Raw genomic sequence first — 21862 nt, forward strand, 5'->3', positions numbered from 1 at the left:
TCTCTCTATATAGAGAGACGCCCAGCCCACAGAGACAAGCCTGGCCGGCTCGGGCTCACTTCGCCCGACCGTCACCAACGCAGGGTGTCGATACGAGTGATCCGCTTGAGGGACTGCTCGAGCGTGGTCTGGTTCACCAGCCATTGCGGGGCGCCCACATCCTTGAGCATGTGGGCATCCAATTCATGAGCCAGGTTGCGCAGCACGGCTTCGGCCCGTTTCTGCCGATAGGCACGCCACAGCCGTCCAATCAGGCTGCCCGCCTCCTTGGGCTGTGGATCGGCCACGGTGACCGCCGGAACCGTCTCGACTATCGTCGCTTGAGAGGCGGTGACTTTCGCTGCAGGATGGAGGGAATCTTCGGCCGGACGCGCCGAGCGAGCTGCCGGGGGCACGTTGCCAAAGGGCGGAGCAATCGGGGGGCAAGAGTGCGCGGTCATGGGTGATCTCCTTGTTTCGATCCTTTTGGTAAGCGTAGTCGCCCAAACCCCGCCTGAAAATCGAATTGTTTTACCCGATACGGTCAGTTAAGCTAACCAATCAAGAGCCCTTGCCCGCCCTGATCCCACCGACTCTCTCGCCATGCCGACCTTATGCGCCTGCCTCTGAACACCCTGCCGGCTTTTCGCGCCGTCGCCGAACTGCAGAACCTGCGCGCCGCAGCGGACCGACTGCACCTGACGCACAGCGCGGTGAGCCAGCAGATCAAGGGGTTGGAAGAACAACTGGGCTTTGCGCTGTTCGAGCGCAGCGGGCGCGGCATTGTGCTGAATTCGGCTGGTGCGGCGCTGCTGTGCAGCGTGCAAAGCGCGATGGCGCTATTGGATGAGGGGCTGATGGCGGCGTCCGCCGCGGCCAGCGGTAGCGCGCAGCGGATGCGCGTGTCGGTGCTGCCGTCATTTGCGCAGCGTTGGCTGTTGCCTCGCATGGCACGCTGGCACGCCCAGCATCCCGGACTGTCGCTGGAAATCGAGACATCGCAGCAGGTCGTGGATCTGCTGCGCGATGGCTTTCATGCCGCTTTGCGATTTGGCCGCGGGCCTTGGCCAGGCGTGGAGTCCGAACCGTTATTCGATATGCCGCTACCGCTGATTGCCCTGACCTCGCCCGAGACGGCGCGCGCGCTGCCTGACAACACGCCCGAAACACTGGCGCGCCAGCCACTGCTGGGCGAACGGGACATGTGGCAGCACTGGTTCGCCGCAGCGGGGCTGCGCGTGCCGGTTACGCCGGTGGCGACCTTCAACGATGCCGGCATGATGCTGCAAGCGGCGGAACAGGGGCTGGGCATTACGCTGGGGCGCGAATTGCTGGCCGCAGACGCGATTTGCTCGGGCCGGCTGGTGCAAGTCTCCCCCATCAGCGTGCATTACGAGCAGGCGCAGACCTATCACCTGGTCTACCGACCCAGCCTGCGCGATTGGGCGCCGCTGGTCGCGTTCAAGCAATGGCTGCGCGACGAGCTGGAGCGGTCGAGCAAGACGCTGGTGACGCCAGCACGCCACGAGGCGGCCCAGACTGCACAGGAAAAAAAGGGGTAAAGCGGCCCGGCTTTACCCCCGACAGCGGCAGCGGTTGATCCGCGCCAGGGTCAAGCGACCTTGCGTTCGGCGGACGGCGCCGCGCGCATGCTGTCCGTTTCGTTGAAGCGCTGGTGCCAGGAAAACGCTTCTTCGAGCAGGTGCGGCGTCTGGCCGCCGCGCTGGCAGGCACGATCGAAGTAGTCTTGCAGGGCGTCGCGATACGACGGATGCACGCAGTGCTGGATGACCGCGCGGGCGCGCTCGCGCGGCGCCAGGCCGCGCAGATCGGCCAGACCGCATTCGGTGACCAGCACGTCGACATCGTGCTCGGTATGGTCCACGTGAGACACCATGGGCACGACGCTGGAAATATCGCCGTTCTTGGCCATGGACTTGGACACGAAGATCGCCAGGTGGGCATTGCGGGCGAAGTCGCCCGAGCCGCCGATGCCGTTCATCATGTGGGTGCCGCCGACATGGGTGGAATTGACGTTGCCGTACAGGTCGAATTCCAGCGCCGTGTTGATAGCGATGATGCCCAGGCGGCGCACGATTTCAGGCGCATTGCTGATTTCCTGCGGCCGCAGCACGATGCGCTCGCGATAGTGCTCGATATTGGCCAGGATCTTTTCGTACACCGGCTTGGACACCGTGATGGACGACGCCGACGCGAACGCCAGCTTGCCCTGGTCCAGCAGTTCGATGGCGCTGTCCTGCAGCACTTCGGAATACATGGTCAGGCCGTCGAATTCCGACGACTCGAAACCATGCAGCACCGCATTGGCGATGGTGCCGATGCCTGCCTGCAGCGGCAGCAGCGAATTGGTCAGGCGACCCGCGTCGACTTCGCGACGCAGGAAGGCGTTGATGTGCGCGGCGATGGCATTGGTCTCGGCATCGGGCGGCAAGGCGTTGGACGGGCTGTCCGGCTCTTGCGTGATGACGATGGCGGCGATGCGATCGGGATCCACCTGGATGAACGGCAGGCCGATGCGCTGGTCCGCAGAGACCAGCCCGATGGGCTCGCGGCCCGGCCGGTCGGCAGGCACGTAGATGTCGTGCAGGCCTTCGATGGCTGCGGGCACGCCCAGGTTCAATTCAATGATGACGGTGCGCGCCTGCTGGGCGAACGACGCGGAATTGCCCACCGACATGGTCGGGACGATCGCGCCGGTTTCAGTGATGGCGGCGGCCTCGATGATGGCCACGTCGATCGGGCCGATGTGGCCGGCACGCAATTGCTCTGCCGTTTCCGACAGATGCTGGTCGATGAAAGCGATGGCGCCCTGGTTGATCTTGCGGCGCAGCGTGGTGTCGACCTGGAAGGGCATGCGGCGCGCCAGCGCATTGGCCTGCGCCAGCATCTTGTCGGTGTCGTGACCCAGCGAGGCGCCAGTGATCAGCGTGATGGACAAGGGTTCGCGCTCGGCCCGGCTGGCCAGCGCCGCCGGCACGGATTTACAGTCTCCGGCGCGGGTGAAGCCGCTCATTCCGACGGTCATGCCGTCTTGGACCAGCAGGGCCGCCTGTTCGGCGGACGTGATCTTGGCGCGCAGCCCAGGATGGCGGATACGGTCGAGATGCATGGTGTCTCCAGATTTTTTTCGCAGTATAGGAAGGTCGAGCCAAATCTCGTAATGACTTAAAATCATTCAATCCAGTCGTTTTTTTCATTGATTGAATGTGGCGCACCTTGCGCAGGAGACAGGCTTTGGACGTGCGAGCCTTGCGGTATTTCGTGGAAACGGTGCGGCACGCCAGCTTTACGCAGGCAGCCAGGGCCTTGTTCGTGACGCAGTCCACGGTCAGCAAGATGATCCGCCAGCTGGAGGAAGAAGCCGGCACCGCACTGCTGGTGCGTGACGGTCATACGGCGCGGCCCACCGATACCGGCCGCGTGATGTACCAGCGCGGCCTGCAGGTGCTGGAAACCATGCGACAGCTGACCGAGGAAATGCGCCAGACCGCCGACCTGCAGCGCGGAGCGCTTGAGGTCGGCATTCCGCCCATGATCAATCTGCTGTTCACGCCGGTGGTCAAGCGCTTTCGCGAGCTGCACCCCGGCATCCACCTGACCCTGCGTGAGGGCACGGGGCGCGCGGTCGAGGACCAGGTGGCCGGCGGCGAACTGGAGGTGGGCGCCACCATCTTGCCGGTCGCGCCCGACAGCGGCCTTGCCGTGCAGGCCTTCGGCAGCTATCCCATCTGGGTGATCGGGCCGCCGGACGCCGCCTGGGCCGGCAAGACATCGCTGCCGCTGAGCGCGCTGCGCGACACCCGGTTGTTGATACCTACAGACGATTTCGCCATGACGCGGCGGCTGCGGCAGGCCTTCGCCGACGCCGGCCTGCAGCCCGGCATTGCAGCCCAGAGCGCGCATTGGGATTTCCTGGTGGCGATGGCGTCCGCCGGCCTGGGCGCGGCGTTGTTGCCCGAACCCCTGATGCAGAGGATGAAGACTCGCGGCCTGAGCACTGCCAAGCTGGCCAAGTCCGGGTTGCAATGGGAGGTGGGCCACATCTGGCAGCAGTCCGGCTACCTGTCCCACGCCGCGCGAGCCTGGTTGGCCGTATGCGAAGCGGTGCTGGGCAAGTCGCGGCCGGCGCCGGCACGCAAGCCTGCGGCGCCCCGCTAAGCCCCGCTACCCGCTCGATTTTGCGACCGTAGTTTGCCGCCGCAGCCGGCTTCTGGCGGCCGGACCCCGCTCGACCGAAATGTGTCCCTTTTTTATAGCCCGGACGGTCGCCTGTCGGCGCGTCCAGGCCCCGATATCTATCAGGGACGCAGCTGAGTTTTTGTTGCAACGGCCCCGTCCACGGCTTGTTATGCTGCCGCCTCGATGCGAGCGAATCGCCCTAAGAAAAATGACCCCGAACCTGCAACACCTGTCTTCGCGCACCACCCGGCCGCGCCGTTTTTCCCTTGCCGCCCTGATCGCCCTTCTGCTGCTGGCGCTCAGTCTGTCAACGGCCTATGCCGCGGCTCCCGCCGCGCCCACCGATACCGAGGCCACGCTGGCCAATGCCCGCAAGCAGCTGGACGAGATCCGCAAGCGCGTGCCCGACGAAACGGACGATGCCGCCTTGCTCAAACAGCGCGGCGATGCGCAGGACATCCAATCCAAGGCCGACGCGACTGCCGACGCCCTGACGCCGCAACTGGCCAGCGTGACCGCCCGCCTGAGCGAGCTGGGCGTCCCGCCCGATGGCGTCAAGGAGGCCCCGGACGTTGCGGCGCAGCGCATGCAGCTGGAAAAGACCAGCCGGGCGCTGGATGCACAGATCAAGCTGGCGCGGCTGCTATCGGTAGACGCCGCGCAGACCGCCGAGCAGATCTCAGGCCTGCGCCGCACGCAGTTCCAGGCGCGGCTGGGTGAGCGGCGCGATTCGTTCCTGTCCGGTCAGTTCTGGGCGGAATTCCGCGAAGAATTCCCCGGCGACCTGGAGCGGCTGGTGGCGCTGCGCGATGACCTGACCACCGCGGTTGGCCAGACGCCCAAGTGGGGCTGGCTGTTGCTGGCCGCCGCAGCCGCGGTGGCGATCGCCCTGCGCGTCTGGATTGGCCGCGTGCTGTTGCGCATCACCGCGACCCGGGTGCCGCCCGGCCGCTTGCGCCGGTCGTTCCTGGCGGTGGCGCTGCTGGCGCTGGCGGTCGCCACGCCCGGCGTCATCGCCGTGCTGATCCACGCCGGCCTGGACTGGAATTCGCAGTTGTCCGATAGCACCGGTGCCCTGCTGGCCAACCTGGTGGCGACCGTGTGCTTTGGCGGCTATGTGTCCGGCCTGGGTTATGCACTGATGTCGACCAACCGGCCGTCCTGGCGCCTGCCGCCCATTACCGATGCGGTGGCGCAGCGCCTGCGCTGGCTGCCCGGGGTGCTGGGCGTACTGGTGGTGATGATCTGGCTGGCCGAACGCTTGCCCGTACTGCTGAACGCCAGCCTGACCACGACGATCACCCTGACGGGCATCGTGGCGGTGTTCGTGATGGCGACCATGGCGGTGGCGCTGTCCATCGGCCGCCGCCTGCGACGCCAGGCGCAGCAGGCGGACGACGCCCCCACGCCGTTCTGGATCTCGCTGCTGCTCACGGCAATGGGCACGGTACTGATCATCAGCCTGGCCAGCCTGCTGGCGGGGTATGTGGCGTTTGGCAGCTTCCTGACCAAGCAGGTGCTGTGGGTCGCGATCATTCTCGCATCGGCCTACCTGCTGTCGACCTTGATCGAAGACGGCTTCAGTACCCTGCTGGGCACCTCGCACCGCGACGACAACGAAGGACCCAGCCTGCGCGACCAGGCGGCGGTGCTGCTGTCCGGCGTGGGCCGGGTGGCGGTAGGCCTGTTGGCAGTGATCCTGCTGCTGGCCCCGTTTGGCGAAGGACCGATGGACCTGCTGCAGCGCTTTGACCAACTGCGCAAGGGGCTGGCCATCGGCGAAGCCAACATTCGTCCGGGCGCGGTGCTGCAAGCGTTGCTGGTGTTGGGCGTGTCGCTCCTGAGCGTGAAGATGCTCAAGCGCTGGCTGTCCAACCGTTATCTGCCGACCACCGAGCTGGACCCCGGCATGCAGCTGTCGGCCGCCACCTTGTTCGGCTATGCCGGCTTCGTGCTCGCCGTGGCCTTGTCGCTGTCGGCCGCCGGCATCGGGCTGGAACGGGTGGCGTGGATTGCCAGCGCCTTGTCGGTGGGGATCGGTTTTGGCCTGCAAGCGGTGGTGCAGAATTTCGTCTCGGGCCTGATCCTGCTGGCCGAGCGCCCCGTCAAGGTGGGCGACTGGGTGTCACTGGGCGGCGTCGAAGGCGACATCCTGCGCATCAATGTGCGGGCAACGGAAATCCAGATGGGAGACCGATCCACGGTCATCGTGCCGAACTCGGAATTCGTGACCAAGACGGTTCGAAACGTGACGCGCTCGAATCCGCTGGGCCTGGTGCAGATCAAGCTGCCCCTGCCGCTGTCAACGGATGCACAGCGTGTGCGTGAACTGATCCTGCAGGCGTTTGCCGACCACGAGGACGTCCTTGATACGCCGGCGCCCAACGTGTTCCTGGATGGCATCGAAGGCGGCAACCTGGTGTTCAACGCCAAGGGCTATGTGTCGTCGCCACGCTCGTCCTACGGTGTGCGCAGCGCCTTGTTGTTCACATTGCTGCAGCGGTTGCACGAGGCCGGGCTGGAGGTGTCGTCGCCGCCCACGATGCTGCTGGCCTCTGCCCCGCAAGCCACCGCCCTGCAACCGCCCACGGCTGAAGGGCCGGGCGCCGCGGCCGCGCCTGCCGCCACGCCCTGACGCTTCGCACGCCTGTTCGCCGGCCACGATCTCAGCCCGGCGAATAGAAGTCCACCAACCCCTGGCGATCCATGCGCGGATTGCGTAGCGCCGGCGAATTGGGCATGGTGTTCTGTACCGACGGCACCGGATAAGCCTGCGCGGCTGTTGCGGACACGGGCGGTGCATATTGCGCGGTCTGCATCGGCGGCTGCGCGGGCGCGTACATTGCCTGATTCGGGGCCGCGGGGGCTGCCTGGGCCACGGTCGGATTTTCGAAACGATGGTCGGCCGTCGTCAGCGACGGATTGGTGCACAGGCCCTGCGCGGTCAGCGCCGCCTTGGTGCGGTCGTCGGTCTGGCACAGGATGTCGACCGCAGCCGTTTCCAGCCGGCGCGAACGGTCGGGGTCCTTGGTCGATGCGGCGGCCTGCATGGTCCGTTCGAAGTTGCGGCGCAGGCTGCATTTCGTGTCCTCGACCGGGAACGCAACGTTCATGCCAAACCCCACGACAGAACCGCCGCCGCCGGCCGACACCATGCAGCTGTCGGACGAGAACGAGCCGTAGAAGCTCTGCGCGCCGATCGGCGGTGCGGTGCGCAAGGTACTCGAACCGCTGTTGTTGGAATTAAGCGTAATACCCTGGTTGTTGCCCGCGTTGGTGGAGCCTGACGACGCGGAGGTCGTCGCAGCGGAAGAGCTGGTCTGGGCGTTGGCTGAGAACGCGACCAGCGACAGGGATAAGGCAAGCGCAATGGTTTTCATGATGTCCTCCAGCCGGACGGCCGAGGCCGTCCGGGTTGCCTGCTGCTCAGTGACCGAACCCACCCACGTGACCGATACCGTGGATCGCCGCCGTGGCGCCGATCGCGCCCGCCTTGAACGTGCCCGTTGCCGAGGCGTTCGTGGTGGTGCTGCCGAACGTGGCGCCGCCATTGGCGACGCTGTCGCCCACCATGATCGGTGCGTTGCCGGTGATATGGCCGTAGGTTTCGCTGGTGGCGTACTGGCGGGTACTGGTCACCACAGTGGTGCCGTCCCTGTTGAAGCTGCCACCGGCAGTGGCGACGCCGCCGGTCTCGCCAAACGACGTCTGGCTCGAAGAGCCGTAGCCATTGATCTGTGTCGACACCACCGAAGTCCCGGTGGATACGGACGAGACCGTGCCGGTGATGGTACCGACGTGACCCGATGCGGAAATGGTCGGGCTCGGCCCGGTCGCGTAGGCGGAGAACGCGACGAGGGACAGAGTTGCGACTGCTGCGAGCTGTTTCATTTGAGCTCCTCCTGATCCGCTTCATGCGGATGCACAGGTGCCGGTGGCCGACCGGCGCGGACCTTTACCCCCCCGACGCAGTACGCCCTTCCGGCAACATGGCGCTTGGGACTTTCGTATTGGTACGGAATGATTGCGCCGCACTAAGGATGTCGATATCGGTTAAACGGGCGACCGGTCCCAAGAGAGTGGGGAAGAAGACGTAAAAGATGTCGTGCAATCTGCGATCACCCCGCTACAGGCCATGCAGATGGACGAGCCGAAACGCGCCGCGCGTGACATTGCTGCGGCGCTTCTCAGCTTTTAGGATGGGGGGGCGAGCTGCGATCTCGCGCAAGTAACCTAGCGCGCACGGCGGCAGGCCGAGCGGCGACAGCCTTTAGGCTGACTGTCAGGATGGAAGGAGCAAAGCCGTATCACGACCAAGCGATGCTTGCTGACGTCGCTTGCAGCGGGGTCAGGCCCGTGGGTTCGCACCCAAGCGCCCGGCCAGGCAGAGGGATTCTCGGCGCACCAGCGCCAGGTCCACCGCGACGAGCAATAACAGCACGCCGCACTCGGCCAGCTCCAGCCGCGCCGACAAGTGGTAGCCCGCCGGCAGCGCGATGCCTGCCCCGCCGGTCAGCCAGCATGGCCACACAGGCGCCGGCCCCCTGGTCGCCATGCCGTTGGCGCGACTCAATCCCAGCCAGGCCATCAACGGCAGGCCAAGCATCGACAGCGGCACATAGACGGCAATGGCCGACAGCACGGCGGCCACACTGAACTGGGTCTGCGAGGCCAGCGCCATGACGGCGAGCGCGCCAACTGCCGCGTACCACAACAGGCGGACAACGATCAGGCGCGGCAGGGTGACAGCTTGTCGGTTCATCGGAATGGCGGGAGGCCGGCAGGGCGAACCTGCTGCCCGCCCGGCGACGCGAGGGGAATTTTCAGCCATACTACTCCGCCCGGCCGGGGCCTGCCCGGCCCCTTTCATCCGGAGACACCATCATGATCCAGGAGATCGCCAGCATCCATGTCCGCGAAGGCCAGGAAGCGCTGTTCGAAGCCGGCGTGGCACAGGCCAAGCCGCTTTTTCTGCGTGCCCGGGGCTGCCACGGCATGGAGCTGTACCGCAGCATCGAGCAACCGCAGCGCTACACGCTGGTCGTAGATTGGGAAACCGTCGAAAACCATATGGTGGATTTCCGGGAATCGCCCGATTTTCAAGAATGGCGCAAACTGGTGGCGGGCTTCTTCGTCGAACCGCCGCAGGTGCATCACGAACAGAAAGTCGTCTGACATAGCGGCGGCGTCAGGCCGCCGCCAGCCTTGAACTGGCCGCCAGCGCCACGGCAACCGTGGTGCGCACATCGGCCAGCGCCCGGTGGGTGGGTTCGGACGCGCCGACATGCCGCGCCAGCACGTCCAGTTTGTGCGAGGGCAGCTCAGGCCAGGCCCGCCGGGCCAGCGCCAGCGTGCAATGGGTGGCATTGGCGAACGGCATGCCGGTCTGCGCTGCGGCGGCTTCCAGGAAACGCCGGTCGAACGACGCGTTGTGGAAGAACACCGGCAGGTCTTCGACGAACTCCAGGAACCGCGCGAATGCCAGCGCCACCGGCAGGCCCTGGCTGTCGACCTCTGCTTGCGTAATGCCGGTCAACCGCGAAATGAAGGGCGGCACCGCGCCGCGGGTGCGCACCACCTGCGCATATTCCCGTTCGGCCGCACCGCCCGGCCCCACCCGGACTGCCGCGAATTCCAGGATCTCGCAGGTCGAGGTCGACAAGCCCGTGGTTTCCAAGTCGGCCACGATGAACGGGCCGCGCAAGGCGTCCAGCGCCGCGGATAGCGCGGCTGACGGCGGGCGGGCGGCGCCGGCGGGTCGGGCAGTGGCGCCCGTCTGGCGTGTCCTGCGGTAATAGAAGGCCACGGCCTACTCCGCCGTGCGCAGCGGGGCGAAACGCGGCGAGCCGTCAGCCAACTGGCCGAAAAACAGGTCGGCCGGCCGCACCCACAGGCCGCGCGCGTGCGGCCAGAGATGCTCGTAGACCACCATCGTTTCTTCCGTCTCGGAATGGCGGGCGGTGTCCACATAGCGGTACAGGCCGCCCTTGTAGTGGCGATGGGTGGCTAGCGCCAGGGCTTCAGATTCGGTCATTGAATTTTTGCCGCAAAAGACACGGCCCGGGCAGGGGGCCTGCCTGGGCCGACGGGTTCAAACAAGACCGTATTTATAGCGCACTCGGGCGGCAGGCATGCCCGCCGCGGGGTTCAGTACCGCACGTATTCCAATACGGGCTTGGGCGGCAACGGCGTATTGGCGGCGGGGCGCGCCCGCACGGACGGCGCCACCGGCTTGACCGCCGGCTTCAAGACGGCATGGCCGCCATGCAATTCGTGGGCCGCCTGCAGGGCGGACGCGGCTTCGGCGGTCATCTGGGTGATGTCTTCAGTGACTTCGCCCAACTTGCCCGACTGGGCCAGGGATACCTCCACCACTTCGCCCATGATCTCGGTGACCCGGCGCGACGACGCCACGATGTCTTCCATGGTGGCGCCGGCCGATTGGACCTGGCTGGCGCCGCTTTCGATCTGCTCGACGGAGGTGGTGATCAACCCTTTGATTTCCTTGGCCGCGGCGGCGCTGTTCTGTGCCAGGCTGCGCACTTCGGCCGCCACCACCGCGAAGCCCTTGCCGTGTGCGCCCGCACGTGCGGCCTCGACCGCGGCATTGAGCGCGAGGATATTGGTCTGGAACGCGATGCCGTCCATCACCCCGATGATTTCCGAAATGCGCCTGGAGCTGTCGGTAATGGCGCTCATGGTGCGCACCACCCCCTGTACGGTCTTGCCCCCCTCTTCGGCAACCTTGCAGGCGTCCTGCGCCAGGGTATTGGCCTGGCTGGCGCGCCCGGCATTTTCGGTCAGCCCCTGCACGGCCACGCGCAGCGTCTGGGCAGCGGTAAATCGCTTGGTGATGTCGGTGGCGAATTTCACGACTTTGAAGGGCCGGCCTTCGGCATCGAAAATCGGGTTGTAGCTGGCTTCGATCCAGACCTGGCGGCCATTTTTGCCAATGCGCAGATATTGGCCGGTATCGTGCTGGCCACTGCGCAGTTTGCGCCAGAAATCCTTGTAGGCCTGACCGCGGGCCTCTTCGGGCAGGACAAACATGCTGTGGTGACGGCCCACGACCTCGTCTTCGCGATAACCCACCGCGTTCAGGAACAAATCGTTGGCGCGAATGATGGAGCCGTCCAATTCGAATTCGATAATGGCCTGGACTTTGGAAATGGCTTCGAGCTGGCCTTCGGTATCGGCCTGGCGCTGCTGTTGCGCGGTGATATCGGTGGCGTACTTGACCACCTTGAACGGGCGGCTGCGCTTGTCGAAGATGGGGTTGTAGCTGGCCTGCAGCCAGACATCCGCGCCATCCTTGCGCATGCGCCGGTAACGGCCGGCGTCGTGGGCGCCCTGGCCCAGCCGCTGCCAGAAATCCAGGTATTGCGCAGACTCGCGCTCGCCAGGGTCGACGAACATGCGGTGATGCTGCCCCAGCACCTCGTCCAATTCGTAGCCCATGGTGTCCAGGAAATTCTGGTTCGCCATCAGCACGTGGCCTTCGAGATCGAATTCGATAACCGCCTGAGCCTTGTGGATGGCCGCGATCTGGCCATACAGGTCTGCTTTCTGCATGCCGCGCTCGCCACGGAGCAGGCGGTTTAGGGTAAGCCATTGCATGTTGACGTCTCCTGCCATGGGATGGGACGAATGTTCTGAAACGGATAAAGAAACGGCGGCTTATCTGAAGCAGACTGCTTGGCGCGTCCCAACGATCAGGCAGTGCACGCCGCGCCGCATGCACACGCTTGCCTGCATATCCGTCACCATCGCAGCGACGGCAGGTCAGTGAATTACAGAAAAACGGAAGAATGTATCCAGTCGAAAATATTTAATCCCAAAAACCACGCATACTCAATGTTTTAAGAAGGTCGCCGCAGAAAAAAGTTTCACGGCGCTTCTGTATGCCGACCACCACGTAAGCCGCATGGCGACGGCATAACCCAAGGCAGGGAAATTAATAGGGGTTAATACGAATCCGCCTCGTATTTTTCTCGCATGCCTGCGTCATAATGAAAAGGCCGTCGTGATGACGGCCCCATTTATTTAGCGCGCAAATAAAAATTGCACCCGATCAGTCGGCATATCCGCCCGGGCGGTTTTTCATTCCGCGTCCAATTCGCGGTAATGGCGGAATATGCCTTCACCAAAGGGCAAGCGCCGGCCGCTGGCGAAATAGGCTTGCAACGCGGGCAGCTCCGCCACCCGCCGATGCAACGCCATGATGTTGGGAAATTTCGCCGCCTGGGTGCCCATGCGCTTGGGAAATGCGTACAGCAGGCCGTCGACCAAGTGAAACAAGGACAAGTCCACATAGGTCCAGCGCTTGCCGCCTGCCAACCAGGCGTCCGGTCCGCCCAGCACGCCTTCGAAATAGCCCAGGAATTTCGGTATGCGCTCTTCGCGGAAGCTGCGTGCCCGCCGGGCGGCCTCTTCCTTCTGGTCTTCGTAATAATCGCTGGCCGAAATGGGATGATGGGTATCGTGCGCCTCGGCCACCATGTCGGCGATGGTCAGCTGCAACTGGTTCACCCACAGGCGGCCTTCGATGGTGTCCGGCGCCAGGCCGTGTTTCTCGCCCAGGAACAGCAATATATTGGCGGTCTGCGCCAGCGTCATTTTGCCGGCCACCAGATAAGGCGGCGCGAAGGGCGGGTGTTTGCGTTCGGACAGCATGTCTTTGAGCAACGCGTTTTCACCGCCGGGTTCCCGGGCTCGCTCGCGATACGGTATGCCGCCCGCCTCGAGTGCCAGGCGCACGAATTCTCCACGTCCGGGAATGCCGTCCCAATACCAAAGATCGTAGGTCATGCAGGTCTCCTTCCAAACGGAATGCCAATACCCGCCCATGCTAAGGCAGTGGCCTGCAAGGGCTGATGACCGCACCGGCCCAGGCAGTTTCGGGAGGTAACCAGCCTAGGCCGGGAAGACGCTGGTTTCGCCGTCGACCTGAGCGGACTGGCGTCCATGTATCTGTTGATACTGGCGTGGCGACTGCCCAAAATGGGCGCGAAAATCGCGAGAAAAATGCGCGCCGTCGGCAAAGCCGCAGTCCAGGGCAATCTGCGTGATGCTGCAGGCATTATTCAACAGCAACCAGCTGCCGTATTCCAGCCGCAGCTGCCGTTGAAAGGCCATGGGCGACATGCCGGTGGCCAGGCGAAACGCTCTTTCCAATTGCCGGCGGCCTACGCCGACATAACGCGCGATGGCATCCAGCGGCGGCGGATTATCGATGCGCTGTTCGATGAAATGCGCGGCCTGGCGCACCCGCAGGTCCTGGATACCCGACAGATCGGTGCGGAAATGCGCCTGCGGCACACGGCCGGGTCGCGCGCCCTGCAGCATCATGTGGCGCATCGCCTGCTGGGCCTTGTCACGGCCGCAGTGGCGCGCCACCAGGTACAGCCCCAAGTCGATCGCAGCGGTGGACCCTGCGCAGGAAATCAGGTCGCCTTCGTCGACGAACAGCCGGTCGACCACGGCGCGGGTCTGCGGAAAGCGCTCGCGAAACGCTTCCAGCACGTTCCAGTGCACGCAGACCGTGCGCGGGCCGATCACGTCGGCCTGGGCCAGGGCGAAGGTGCCGGTGCAGATGCCCAGCAGGCGTACCCGCAGCGCTGCCGCCAGCCGCAGCCAGTCGCGCAGCGGCTCGGGCATGCGACCGCTGGAATAGTCATTGCCGCCGCAGACGGCGATGTAGTCGAACTGCGTCGGGTCATCGGGCAGGCCCGCGGCGACGTCGAGGGTCAGGCCGGCGCTGGAACAGCGTGGTTTGCCATCCCAACTCATCACACGCCAGGCGGTGTGGATCTGCCGGCTGCGCCCGCCGTGGTCGCCCGCCAGGCGCAGCACGTCCACGAAACCGGCAAACGCGGCCAGCGTGAATTGGTCCAGCAACACGAGGCCGACGGTCAGTGCGGGTTTCCCCGGGGGCTGGAGGTCGTCGCCGTCTTCATAGGAGAGCGGCGCGGACGAAGGGGGCGCGGCGACAGTCATGACGCAATTATTCAAGTTTATGTCCCGCGCCTTCAAGCTCGTTTTCCCGAGCATCGCCCAAGATGTGGCTGTGGTACTTGAGTCAATGAGTCACGGATCGACAAATCTACAAGGGGAATCCGACATGGCAACAAACACCCGCAGCGCGCTGGGCGCCGCTGCGCTGGGCGCGGGGCTGATCCTGGCGTCGCAGGCAGCGCTGGCGCAGCAACAGAAGATCACCGTCGCCTGGTACGGCGGCAATTGGGGCGACGCGTTCCGCACCTGCGTGGCCGATCCCTACACCAAGGCGACCGGCGTGACGGTGGTCCCGGAAGTCGGCACGTCCACCACCACCCTGGCCAAGCTGCAGCAGCAGAAGGCCGCCCCGACCATCGATGTGGCCTGGATGGACGGCGGCATCAGCGAGCTGGCGCAGCAGGCCGGCGTGCTGGACGCGCTGGACCCGGCCGCCCTGCCCAACCTGAAGAACGTGATCGACCAGGGCGTGTATCGCGAGGGTGCCTCCGTGTTCGCCGTCAGCACCGGTTACTACTCGCTGGGCATCACCTACAGCACCAAGGAAGTGAAGCAGCCGCCGACCAGCTGGAAAGACCTGTGGAAGCCCGAGTATGCGGGCGCGGTGGCGGTGCCCTCGCCCGCCAATTCGTCGGGCGTGCCGTTCATTTTCTTCCTGGCCCGGGTCTGGGCCATCGATCCGTCGAACCTGGGTCCGCTGTACGCCAAGCTGGCCTCGCTGGACACGGCCCTGTTCTTTGACAGTTCGGGCGCCGCCACCAACGCCTACCAGAGCGGCGAAGCCGTGATCGGTGCGCACTTCAACGTGGGCGCCTGGGACCTGATCGACAAGGGCCTGCCCATTGGCTTCACGGTGCCCAAGGAAGGCGCCTGGGCCACCGACGCCCGCCTGCACCTGGTCAAGGGCGCGCCCAACAAGGCCGCCGCCCAGAAGTTCATCGACACCGCGCTGACGCCGGACGCGGCCGCCTGCCTGGCCACCCGCCTGTACCTGGGCCCCGCGGTCAAGGACGTGCAGGTGTCCACGGACGTCGCCCGCAAGCTGCCGTGGGGCGCGGAAGGCTCGGTGAAGAACCTGAGCCTGTTCGACTGGAACATCATCAACACCCGCCGCGCCGAGGTCACCGATGCGTGGAACCGGCAGGTTGCCCGCAAGCGCTGAGCAAGGTCCTGTTCCCATGTCCGCTTTGCTCACTATCGAAGGCGTGTCGATGCGCTTTGGCGCCTACCAGGCGCTGGACCATATCGACCTGGCCATCCAGCAGGGGGAGTTTGTGGCGCTGCTGGGCCCCAGCGGCTGCGGCAAGACCACCTTGCTCAAGTCGATCGCCGGGTTCTTGAAGCCCGAGTCCGGCCGCATCCTCATCGACGGCCAGGACATCAGCCGCCTGGCGGCGCACCACCGGCCGCTGAATACGGTGTTCCAGAACTACGCGCTGTTTCCGCACATGACGGTGCTGGAAAACGTGGCCTATGGCCCGCGGCGCCAGGGCGCGTCACGCGCCCTGGCGGCGGCCCGCGCCCGGGACGCGCTGGACATGGTGGGGCTGGCCGACTTCGGCGCCCGCTACCCGCGGGAAATGTCCGGCGGCCAACAGCAGCGCGTGGCGCTGGCGCGCGCCATCGTCAACCAGCCCAAGCTGCTGCTGCTGGACGAGCCCCTGTCGGCGCTGGACCTGAAGCTGCGCAAGCGCATGCAGCTTGAACTCAAGCACCTGCAGGCGCGGCTGGGCATCGCGTTCATCTTCGTCACCCACGACCAGGAAGAAGCGATGACCATGGCCGACCGTGTCGTGGTGATGCACGCGGGCCGCATCGAGCAGGTGGGCGCGGGCACCGAGATCTATCGGCGCCCGGCCACGCAGTTCGTGGCCGAATTCATCGGCGACGCCAATTTCCTGGCCTACACCGCCACCGACGACGGCGCATTGGTGCTGGACGCGCAGGGCCTGCGCGTGCCGCATTTTCCGCAACCGGCGGCCGCGCGCGGCCTGGCGGTATTGCGGCCTGAAGACCTGAAGCTGTGCGAGGCGGCCGAGGCCATGCTGACCGGCAAGGTGACCGACGTGATCAACGTCGGCAGCCACTGCATGATCCACGTCGACATCGGCGCGCAGACGCTGGTGGCGCGGCATGGCGGCATCGCGCCCACGGGGCTGCATGGCGGCGCCCAGGTGACGCTGGCGTTCGCGCCGCAGCACCTGCACCTGATAGGCGGGCAGCCATGATGCGGCGCGCCTGGCTTTCCCCCGGCCTGCTGCTGGCGGCGCCCGTCCTGTTCTTCGCGGCGTTCTTCCTGGCGCCGCTGGCCGTGGTGGCGCTGGCCAGCGCCACGGGCGGGCCCGACGGACTGACGCCCACGGCCGTCCAGTACCTGCGCGTGCTGGCCGATCAATACCACTGGGACGTGATCCTGGTGACGTTCCGGCTGGCCTTGTTCACGACGCTGGCGTGCCTGGTATTGGGCTATCCGCTGGCCTGGTACCTGGTGCGCGTGGTGCGCTGGCAGGCCTGGCGCCGCGCTTGCGTGATCCTGCTGGTGGTGCCGCTGTTCACCAGCAACATCGTGCGCGCCTTTGGCTGGATGGTGCTGCTGGGCCGCAACGGCCTGGTCAACCAGGGCTTGATGGCCACCGGCGCGGTGGACCGGCCGATGCGCTTCATCGGCACCGAACTGGGCATTTTGATCGGCATGGTCTACGTGCTGCTGCCCTTCGTGGTGCTGGCGGTGGGCAATGCGCTGGCACGGGTGGACCCGGCCTGCGAGCAGGCGTCCGCCGACCTGGGCGCCAGCCCCGCCGCGACCTTTTTCCATGTGACCTGGCCACTGACGCTGCCCGGCGTGGTCTCGGGCGCCATCATCGTCTTCACGCTGGCGGTCAGCGCCTACGTGACGCCGGCGCTGCTGTCGGGCGGCCGCGTCACGGTGCTGTCGATGCTGATATTTCAGCAATACAGCACGGTGTTCGACTTTCATTACGGCGGCGCGCTGAGCATGGTGCTGCTGGTCTTCACCCTGATCCTGGTGGCGCTGGCCAACCGCGCCGCCACCTTGCCGGGAGCTGCACGATGATCGCCCGCCACCTGATCCGCCTGACCGCGCTGGTCGTGCTGGCCTACCTGGCGCTGCCGCTCGTGGTGATCCTGGGCGCGTCGTTCACCGCCACGCCGTACCTGGCATTTCCGCCGCAGGGCTGGACGCTGGAGTGGTACCGCACGCTGCTGGTGGAAGCCGGCTACGTGGCCGCGTTCACCACGAGCACGGTGCTGGCGCTGGCCGCGACCGTGGCGGCGGTGCTGCTGACGGTGCCGGCCGCGCTGGCCCTGGCGCGCTATGACTTCCCTGGCAAGGCCGCGTTGACCTCGGTGCTGATGTCGCCACTGGTGCTGCCGCACATCGTGCTGGGCGCGGCATTGCTGCAGTTCGGCGCGTACTTCGGGCTGACGCGCAGCTTCCTGTCGCTGCTGATCGGCCACGTCGTGATCATCGCGCCCTTCGTGCTGCGATCCACGCTGACGTTGCTGACGCCCGAACAACGGGCGCTGGAAGAAGCCTCCGCCGACCTCGGCGCCAACCCCTGGACGACGTTTTTCCTGGTGGTGCTGCCGCAGATCCGGCCGGGCATCGTGACCGGCTCGATCTTCGCGTTCATCTCGTCGTGGATCAACGTGGAGCTGTCCATCTTCAACACCACCGCGGACCTGAACACGATTCCGGTGAAGCTTTTCAACTATGTGCAATACACGATTGATCCGACCATCGCAGCCGTATCGGGCGCCACGATCGTGGCTGCGGTCGTCGCCATCGTGATCCTGGATTTGACCGTCGGGCTGGACATGCTGTCCGAACGCGGCAAATAACTTTTCTCTTCTATCTACCGCCTGGAGCTTCTGTCATGCGCAAGCAAGACGCGTTCGATGTCATCTATACCCACACGGAAGGCGAGCCCCTGTGCATCGTGCACAGCGGCATTCCGTACCCCGCCGGCTCGACCATCCTGGAAAAGCGCGCGTTCCTGGAACAGCATTACGACTGGCTGCGCAAGGCGCTGATGCGCGAACCGCGCGGCCACAAGGACATGTTCGGCGTGTTCCTGACGCCGCCGTCCAGCCCCGAGTACGACGCCGGCCTGATCTACATCGACGGCACCGAGTATTCGCACATGTGCGGCCACGGCACCATCGCGGTCAGCATGGCCATGGTGGCCAACGGCCTGGTGCCGCGCGGCAAGGACGGCATCACCCGCATCCGCTTCGAGACCACCGCGGGGCTGGTGGTGTCGGAAGTGGCGTCCGAAGGCGACAACGTGCTGTGGACGCGCTTCGAGAACGTGCCGGCCTACGTGGCGGCGCAGGACATCCCGGTGGAACTGCCGGGCTACGGCAAGCTGTCGGCCGACATCGTGTGGGGCGGCAATTACTTCGGCATCGTCGACCTGTCGAACTGCGACCTGCGCATTTCGCCTGATAACGGCACGGAACTGTCGCGCATGGGCCTCTTGGTGCGCGACCAGCTCAATGCACGCCACCGCATCCAGCACCCGACCGAAGCGCACATCAACAACCTGAACTTCATTACGTTCTGGCACCAGCCGACGATCGAAGGCGCGTTCTACAAGAACGTGCACGTGTTCAGCGCCGGGCAACTGGACCGTTCGCCCGGCGGCACCGGCACCAGCGCGATGATGGCGATGTTCGAGGCGCGCGGCAAGATGGGCCTGAACCAGCCGATCAGGTCGGAAGGCCTGCTGGGCAGCGGCACCTTCGAAGGCTGCCTGCTGGGCGAGGTGAACCTGAACGGCACCCGCGCGGTGCGCCCCACGGTCAAGGGCACCGCCAGCATCCTGGGTACGGCACGCTGGGTCATCGACAAGAATGACCCGGTGGGCGCGGGGTTCCTGATTCGTTGAGGTGATGTGGGGCGGCGGCCTGCGCTTGCGTGCCGCCGCCGAGCTGGCATGACCTTATGGCGCAAGTGTGAAACGGTATCTGACCTTCAGCCTGCGCCAGTTCATACAGGGCCATCAAACCCGCTTCACGATATTCAGGATGGCTTAACTCTGTTAGCGCCGCTTTCCTGTATTCGTCTGCGAACGCGGTGTATGCACGTAATTCCGCAATCGTTTCGCACGCGTGACATATGCTAGCGGCCAATGGCGGGCAAGAGATCAAGTCCATGGCCCGGGGACTCCTTGGAACGAAAGTGATGTCCCATAATCGGCGATGTTGACAGTATTCGCTATTGTGGATGGCCGCAGACTCCGAAAATAGATCCCTTGTTTTCAGCGCACGACATCATCGGAATAAAGATCGGACGTATTGACGGGGTCGAAACGCTTGTAGCGGCATAGAGCAACACGTAGCCTGTCCTTGTCCTAAACGACAAGGAGCCTTCCATGCTGCGCTGCCCAATCCCCCCCTATTCCACTGCGTTGACGGCCAACCGCAAATCCGTGCCACTCCCGCCCCGATATGTTCACAGGGAAAAACATCTCACTGAACAAGATTGGATCAGACAAATCGAGGCGATCAGTGCGGCTTGCCAGGCAGATCCCTCTCGACTGCTGACCATCAACGACGTTCGGGCCGCGCTCGCCGCCGAGCGCGCATCATCTTGCCCATCGCGCTGACATGACACACGTCGTGTTTGCCCCCGATGCCTTGCGCGACATCATTGAAATGCAGCGGTACTTCAGCGCTGCGGGATCAGCCCGTGCGGCGGATCGATACATCGATGATGTTGTACGGGCCTGTCTGGACTTGGTGGGTTTTCCCAACAGGGGTGCGCAGCGCGATACCGTCACTCCCGATGTGCGATTTCTGCACCACCAACGACGCTGCACGATTGCCTATAAAGTGGGCGAACATGCATCTGTGACCATCATTGGCATTTTCTACGGCGGACGTGACTACAGCCATCTGCTCCGGGAGCCCCTGCCCCAATACCGGCTCGCCATTTATCGGACGCTTGCAGCAATCCCTGCCCCGGGCTTAGGATGGAGCCACGGCCACACCGCTCGCCGCGCGCAGGCGCACGGCAGGGGCCGGCGTTTGAACCTTGCCAGCGATTCGGGAGCACATCGTGAAGAAAGTTGCTGAGATTCTCAGGGAAAAGGCCAACCCCGCCGTCGTGACGGTCTCGCCGGATTCCTCGGTGTACGACGCCATCAAGACCATGGCCGAGCGCGGCATCGGCGCCGTGGTGGTGGTGGATGGCACCGAGGTGCTGGGCATGCTGACCGAACGTGACTACGCCCGCAAGATCGTGCTGCAGGACCGCTCGTCGCGCACGACCAAAGTGCGCGACATCATGACCGATTCGGTCTTCTACGTGCGTCCCGAAGACACCCGCGAACACTGCATGGCACTGATGACCGAACGGCATTTCCGCCATCTGCCGGTCATCGACGAGCAAAAGCTGGTCGGCCTGGTGTCCATCGGCGATCTGGTCAAGGATGTCATGAGCGAACAGAAGTTCATCATCACCGAACTCGAACGCTATATTTCCGGCCAGCCGCACTGACCTTGCCACGCGGCGGCCGACCGCCATGCCGCAACGCCCTGGCGGCTATCCGCCCGCCAGGGTTCGGGTCGCGGGCACCACCAAGCCCAGCCCGGCCGCCACCAGCAGCACGAAGACCATCCGCTTGATGGTCTTCATGGACCCGGCGGTGCCATAGCGGCGCGCCGCCCAGGTCACGCCAATCACCACCGGCAGGGCCTGCAGGCTGAGCCAGACCGAATTTGCCTTGAACGCGCCCTGCCCGGTCACCAGCGCCAGGCGCACCACCGCATTCACGGAAAACAGCACCAGCAGGCTGTTGCGGATGGACGCCAGCGGCAGGGGCTGGCGGTACAGGTGATACACCATGGGCGGGCCGGCGCTGGAAAACAGGCCGCCCAAGACGCCCGACACGCCGCCGAAGAACAGGAACGAGGCGCGCGATGACACGCGCGCCAGCGGCTGGGTGCGCGCCACCAGCAGCACGGCACAGGCCATGATGGTGACGCCCAGCAGCAATTGCAGCAGCACCGCCATGGACCCGCTGATCCACGCCAGCGCGGCCACCCCCGCCCCCACGCCGACCAGGCTGCTGGCCAGGGCCGGCGCCATCAGCCGCCAGTTGACCTGCGGCTTGGCGCGGGCCAGCGTGACGACCGCGTTGACCAGCGACAGCACGCTGACCACGTTGGCCACGTCGGACACGGACGCCAGCTGGAACACGCCGGACAGGCCCAGCAGCACCAGGCCGAAGGCGAAACCCGTCATGGTCTGGGCATAGGTAGCCAGCGCCACGCAGGCGAGGAACAAGACGTGTTGGAAGATGCTCATGCTTCGGGCGGAGCCTGACCTGCCTCGGCTCGGCCCGACCGCGGCAGAAGGCGGCCCAGGGCGGAACGACTGGAAACGGCGTATTCAATAAGGCGATTGGACGCGGGCGATGATAGCACCGGGGGGCAAGGGCCTGGCTCCCTTGCCGGCCCCCTGGCTGCGGCCGCCGCCAGGGCTGCGACCGGAAAGCCGGCGTCCGGGGCCCATCCACACATCTTGTCATAACTGGATGCGTTCATGCACCCAGCCCCCCGTCTCCCCCCGCTATCCTTCCCGCCCTGTAAGCCACGCTCTGCCGGGTCTTGCCGCGCCATCCCGGCGCCGCGCCGAGCCCGG

Annotated in this window: 22 protein-coding genes; 11 read left to right on the forward strand and 11 right to left on the reverse strand. The window is 65.3% G+C overall.

Annotation, left to right across the window (positions count from 1 at the left end; genetic code table 11):
* Positions 1 to 71: 71 nt before the first annotated feature.
* Positions 72 to 440, reverse strand: a complete 369-nt coding sequence (locus tag AC6LJ2_RS15655; RefSeq protein WP_498151704.1) for a hypothetical protein — start codon at positions 438 to 440, stop codon at positions 72 to 74.
* Positions 441 to 593: 153 nt separating this feature from the next.
* On the opposite strand from AC6LJ2_RS15655, the gene AC6LJ2_RS15660 reads away from it, so the two are divergent.
* A complete protein-coding gene (locus AC6LJ2_RS15660) occupies positions 594 to 1541 on the forward strand; it encodes a LysR substrate-binding domain-containing protein (protein WP_263911600.1) in 948 nt (315 codons plus the stop codon).
* A 50-nt stretch (positions 1542 to 1591) separates the two neighbouring features.
* Here AC6LJ2_RS15660 and scpC read toward each other — a convergent pair whose 3' ends face one another.
* Complete coding sequence (gene scpC, locus AC6LJ2_RS15665) at positions 1592 to 3109, reverse strand: succinyl-CoA:acetate CoA-transferase ScpC (RefSeq protein WP_263911599.1); 1518 nt, start codon at positions 3107 to 3109, stop codon at positions 1592 to 1594.
* A 125-nt stretch (positions 3110 to 3234) separates the two neighbouring features.
* On the opposite strand from scpC, the gene AC6LJ2_RS15670 reads away from it, so the two are divergent.
* Both AC6LJ2_RS15670 and AC6LJ2_RS15675 read left to right on the forward strand, forming a co-directional pair.
* Complete coding sequence (locus AC6LJ2_RS15670; protein WP_498151705.1) at positions 3235 to 4158, forward strand: LysR family transcriptional regulator; 924 nt, start codon at positions 3235 to 3237, stop codon at positions 4156 to 4158.
* Positions 4159 to 4387: 229 nt separating this feature from the next.
* Positions 4388 to 6814, forward strand: coding sequence for a DUF3772 domain-containing protein (locus AC6LJ2_RS15675; RefSeq protein WP_498151706.1), 2427 nt, complete (start codon positions 4388 to 4390; stop codon positions 6812 to 6814).
* 31 nt (positions 6815 to 6845) lie between these two features.
* Here AC6LJ2_RS15675 and AC6LJ2_RS15680 read toward each other — a convergent pair whose 3' ends face one another.
* The 3 genes from AC6LJ2_RS15680 to AC6LJ2_RS15690 form a co-directional block, all read right to left on the reverse strand.
* Entirely contained in the window at positions 6846 to 7559 is a 714-nt protein-coding gene (locus AC6LJ2_RS15680) for a hypothetical protein (RefSeq protein WP_263911593.1), read from the reverse strand.
* 46 nt (positions 7560 to 7605) lie between these two features.
* Complete coding sequence (locus AC6LJ2_RS15685; protein ID WP_263911592.1) at positions 7606 to 8070, reverse strand: hypothetical protein; 465 nt, start codon at positions 8068 to 8070, stop codon at positions 7606 to 7608.
* A 457-nt stretch (positions 8071 to 8527) separates the two neighbouring features.
* Positions 8528 to 8941, reverse strand: coding sequence for a hypothetical protein (locus AC6LJ2_RS15690; RefSeq protein WP_498151707.1), 414 nt, complete (start codon positions 8939 to 8941; stop codon positions 8528 to 8530).
* A 122-nt stretch (positions 8942 to 9063) separates the two neighbouring features.
* On the opposite strand from AC6LJ2_RS15690, the gene AC6LJ2_RS15695 reads away from it, so the two are divergent.
* The gene (locus AC6LJ2_RS15695) at positions 9064 to 9354 is read left to right on the forward strand and encodes an antibiotic biosynthesis monooxygenase family protein (protein ID WP_175194581.1); all 291 of its coding nucleotides are present in this window, start codon (positions 9064 to 9066) and stop codon (positions 9352 to 9354) included.
* A gap of 13 nt (positions 9355 to 9367) precedes the next feature.
* Here the strand turns inward: AC6LJ2_RS15695 and AC6LJ2_RS15700 are convergent, their stop codons facing one another.
* The 5 genes from AC6LJ2_RS15700 to AC6LJ2_RS15720 form a co-directional block, all read right to left on the reverse strand.
* On the reverse strand, positions 9368 to 9985 hold the full coding sequence (locus AC6LJ2_RS15700) for a 3'-5' exonuclease (RefSeq protein WP_263911589.1): 618 nt from the start codon (positions 9983 to 9985) through the stop codon (positions 9368 to 9370).
* A gap of 3 nt (positions 9986 to 9988) precedes the next feature.
* Positions 9989 to 10213 (reverse strand): DUF1653 domain-containing protein, encoded by a 225-nt coding sequence (locus tag AC6LJ2_RS15705; RefSeq protein WP_263911588.1) that lies wholly within the window; start codon positions 10211 to 10213, stop codon positions 9989 to 9991.
* Between the two features lie 113 nt (positions 10214 to 10326).
* A complete protein-coding gene (locus AC6LJ2_RS15710) occupies positions 10327 to 11796 on the reverse strand; it encodes a methyl-accepting chemotaxis protein (RefSeq protein WP_498151708.1) in 1470 nt (489 codons plus the stop codon).
* Positions 11797 to 12279: 483 nt separating this feature from the next.
* Positions 12280 to 12987 (reverse strand): glutathione S-transferase, encoded by a 708-nt coding sequence (locus AC6LJ2_RS15715; protein ID WP_263911586.1) that lies wholly within the window; start codon positions 12985 to 12987, stop codon positions 12280 to 12282.
* Positions 12988 to 13092: 105 nt separating this feature from the next.
* Positions 13093 to 14175, reverse strand: coding sequence for a GlxA family transcriptional regulator (locus tag AC6LJ2_RS15720; RefSeq protein WP_445657215.1), 1083 nt, complete (start codon positions 14173 to 14175; stop codon positions 13093 to 13095).
* Positions 14176 to 14299: 124 nt separating this feature from the next.
* On the opposite strand from AC6LJ2_RS15720, the gene AC6LJ2_RS15725 reads away from it, so the two are divergent.
* The 7 genes from AC6LJ2_RS15725 (at position 14300) to AC6LJ2_RS15755 (ending at position 20716) form a co-directional block, all read left to right on the forward strand.
* A complete protein-coding gene (locus AC6LJ2_RS15725) occupies positions 14300 to 15355 on the forward strand; it encodes an ABC transporter substrate-binding protein (RefSeq protein ID WP_445657216.1) in 1056 nt (351 codons plus the stop codon).
* A 16-nt stretch (positions 15356 to 15371) separates the two neighbouring features.
* The gene (locus AC6LJ2_RS15730) at positions 15372 to 16421 is read left to right on the forward strand and encodes an ABC transporter ATP-binding protein (RefSeq protein WP_263911582.1); all 1050 of its coding nucleotides are present in this window, start codon (positions 15372 to 15374) and stop codon (positions 16419 to 16421) included.
* On the forward strand, positions 16418 to 17266 hold the full coding sequence (locus AC6LJ2_RS15735) for an ABC transporter permease (protein ID WP_498151709.1): 849 nt from the start codon (positions 16418 to 16420) through the stop codon (positions 17264 to 17266). Before AC6LJ2_RS15730 ends, AC6LJ2_RS15735 begins: the two co-directional genes overlap by 4 nt.
* Positions 17263 to 18054, forward strand: a complete 792-nt coding sequence (locus AC6LJ2_RS15740; protein WP_263911581.1) for an ABC transporter permease — start codon at positions 17263 to 17265, stop codon at positions 18052 to 18054. The genes AC6LJ2_RS15735 and AC6LJ2_RS15740 overlap by 4 nt, the downstream gene beginning before the upstream one ends.
* A gap of 35 nt (positions 18055 to 18089) precedes the next feature.
* Positions 18090 to 19103, forward strand: a complete 1014-nt coding sequence (locus tag AC6LJ2_RS15745; RefSeq protein ID WP_263911580.1) for a proline racemase family protein — start codon at positions 18090 to 18092, stop codon at positions 19101 to 19103.
* A 721-nt stretch (positions 19104 to 19824) separates the two neighbouring features.
* Entirely contained in the window at positions 19825 to 20292 is a 468-nt protein-coding gene (locus AC6LJ2_RS15750) for a type II toxin-antitoxin system RelE/ParE family toxin (RefSeq protein ID WP_263911578.1), read from the forward strand.
* The gene (locus AC6LJ2_RS15755; RefSeq protein ID WP_263911576.1) at positions 20276 to 20716 is read left to right on the forward strand and encodes a CBS domain-containing protein; all 441 of its coding nucleotides are present in this window, start codon (positions 20276 to 20278) and stop codon (positions 20714 to 20716) included. The genes AC6LJ2_RS15750 and AC6LJ2_RS15755 overlap by 17 nt, the downstream gene beginning before the upstream one ends.
* Before the next feature lie 45 nt (positions 20717 to 20761).
* Here the strand turns inward: AC6LJ2_RS15755 and AC6LJ2_RS15760 are convergent, their stop codons facing one another.
* The gene (locus AC6LJ2_RS15760; RefSeq protein WP_498151710.1) at positions 20762 to 21526 is read right to left on the reverse strand and encodes a TSUP family transporter; all 765 of its coding nucleotides are present in this window, start codon (positions 21524 to 21526) and stop codon (positions 20762 to 20764) included.
* Between the last annotated feature and the right edge of the window lie 336 nt (positions 21527 to 21862).

The sequence above is a fragment of the Achromobacter sp. 1014246743 genome (genome assembly GCF_059760725.1).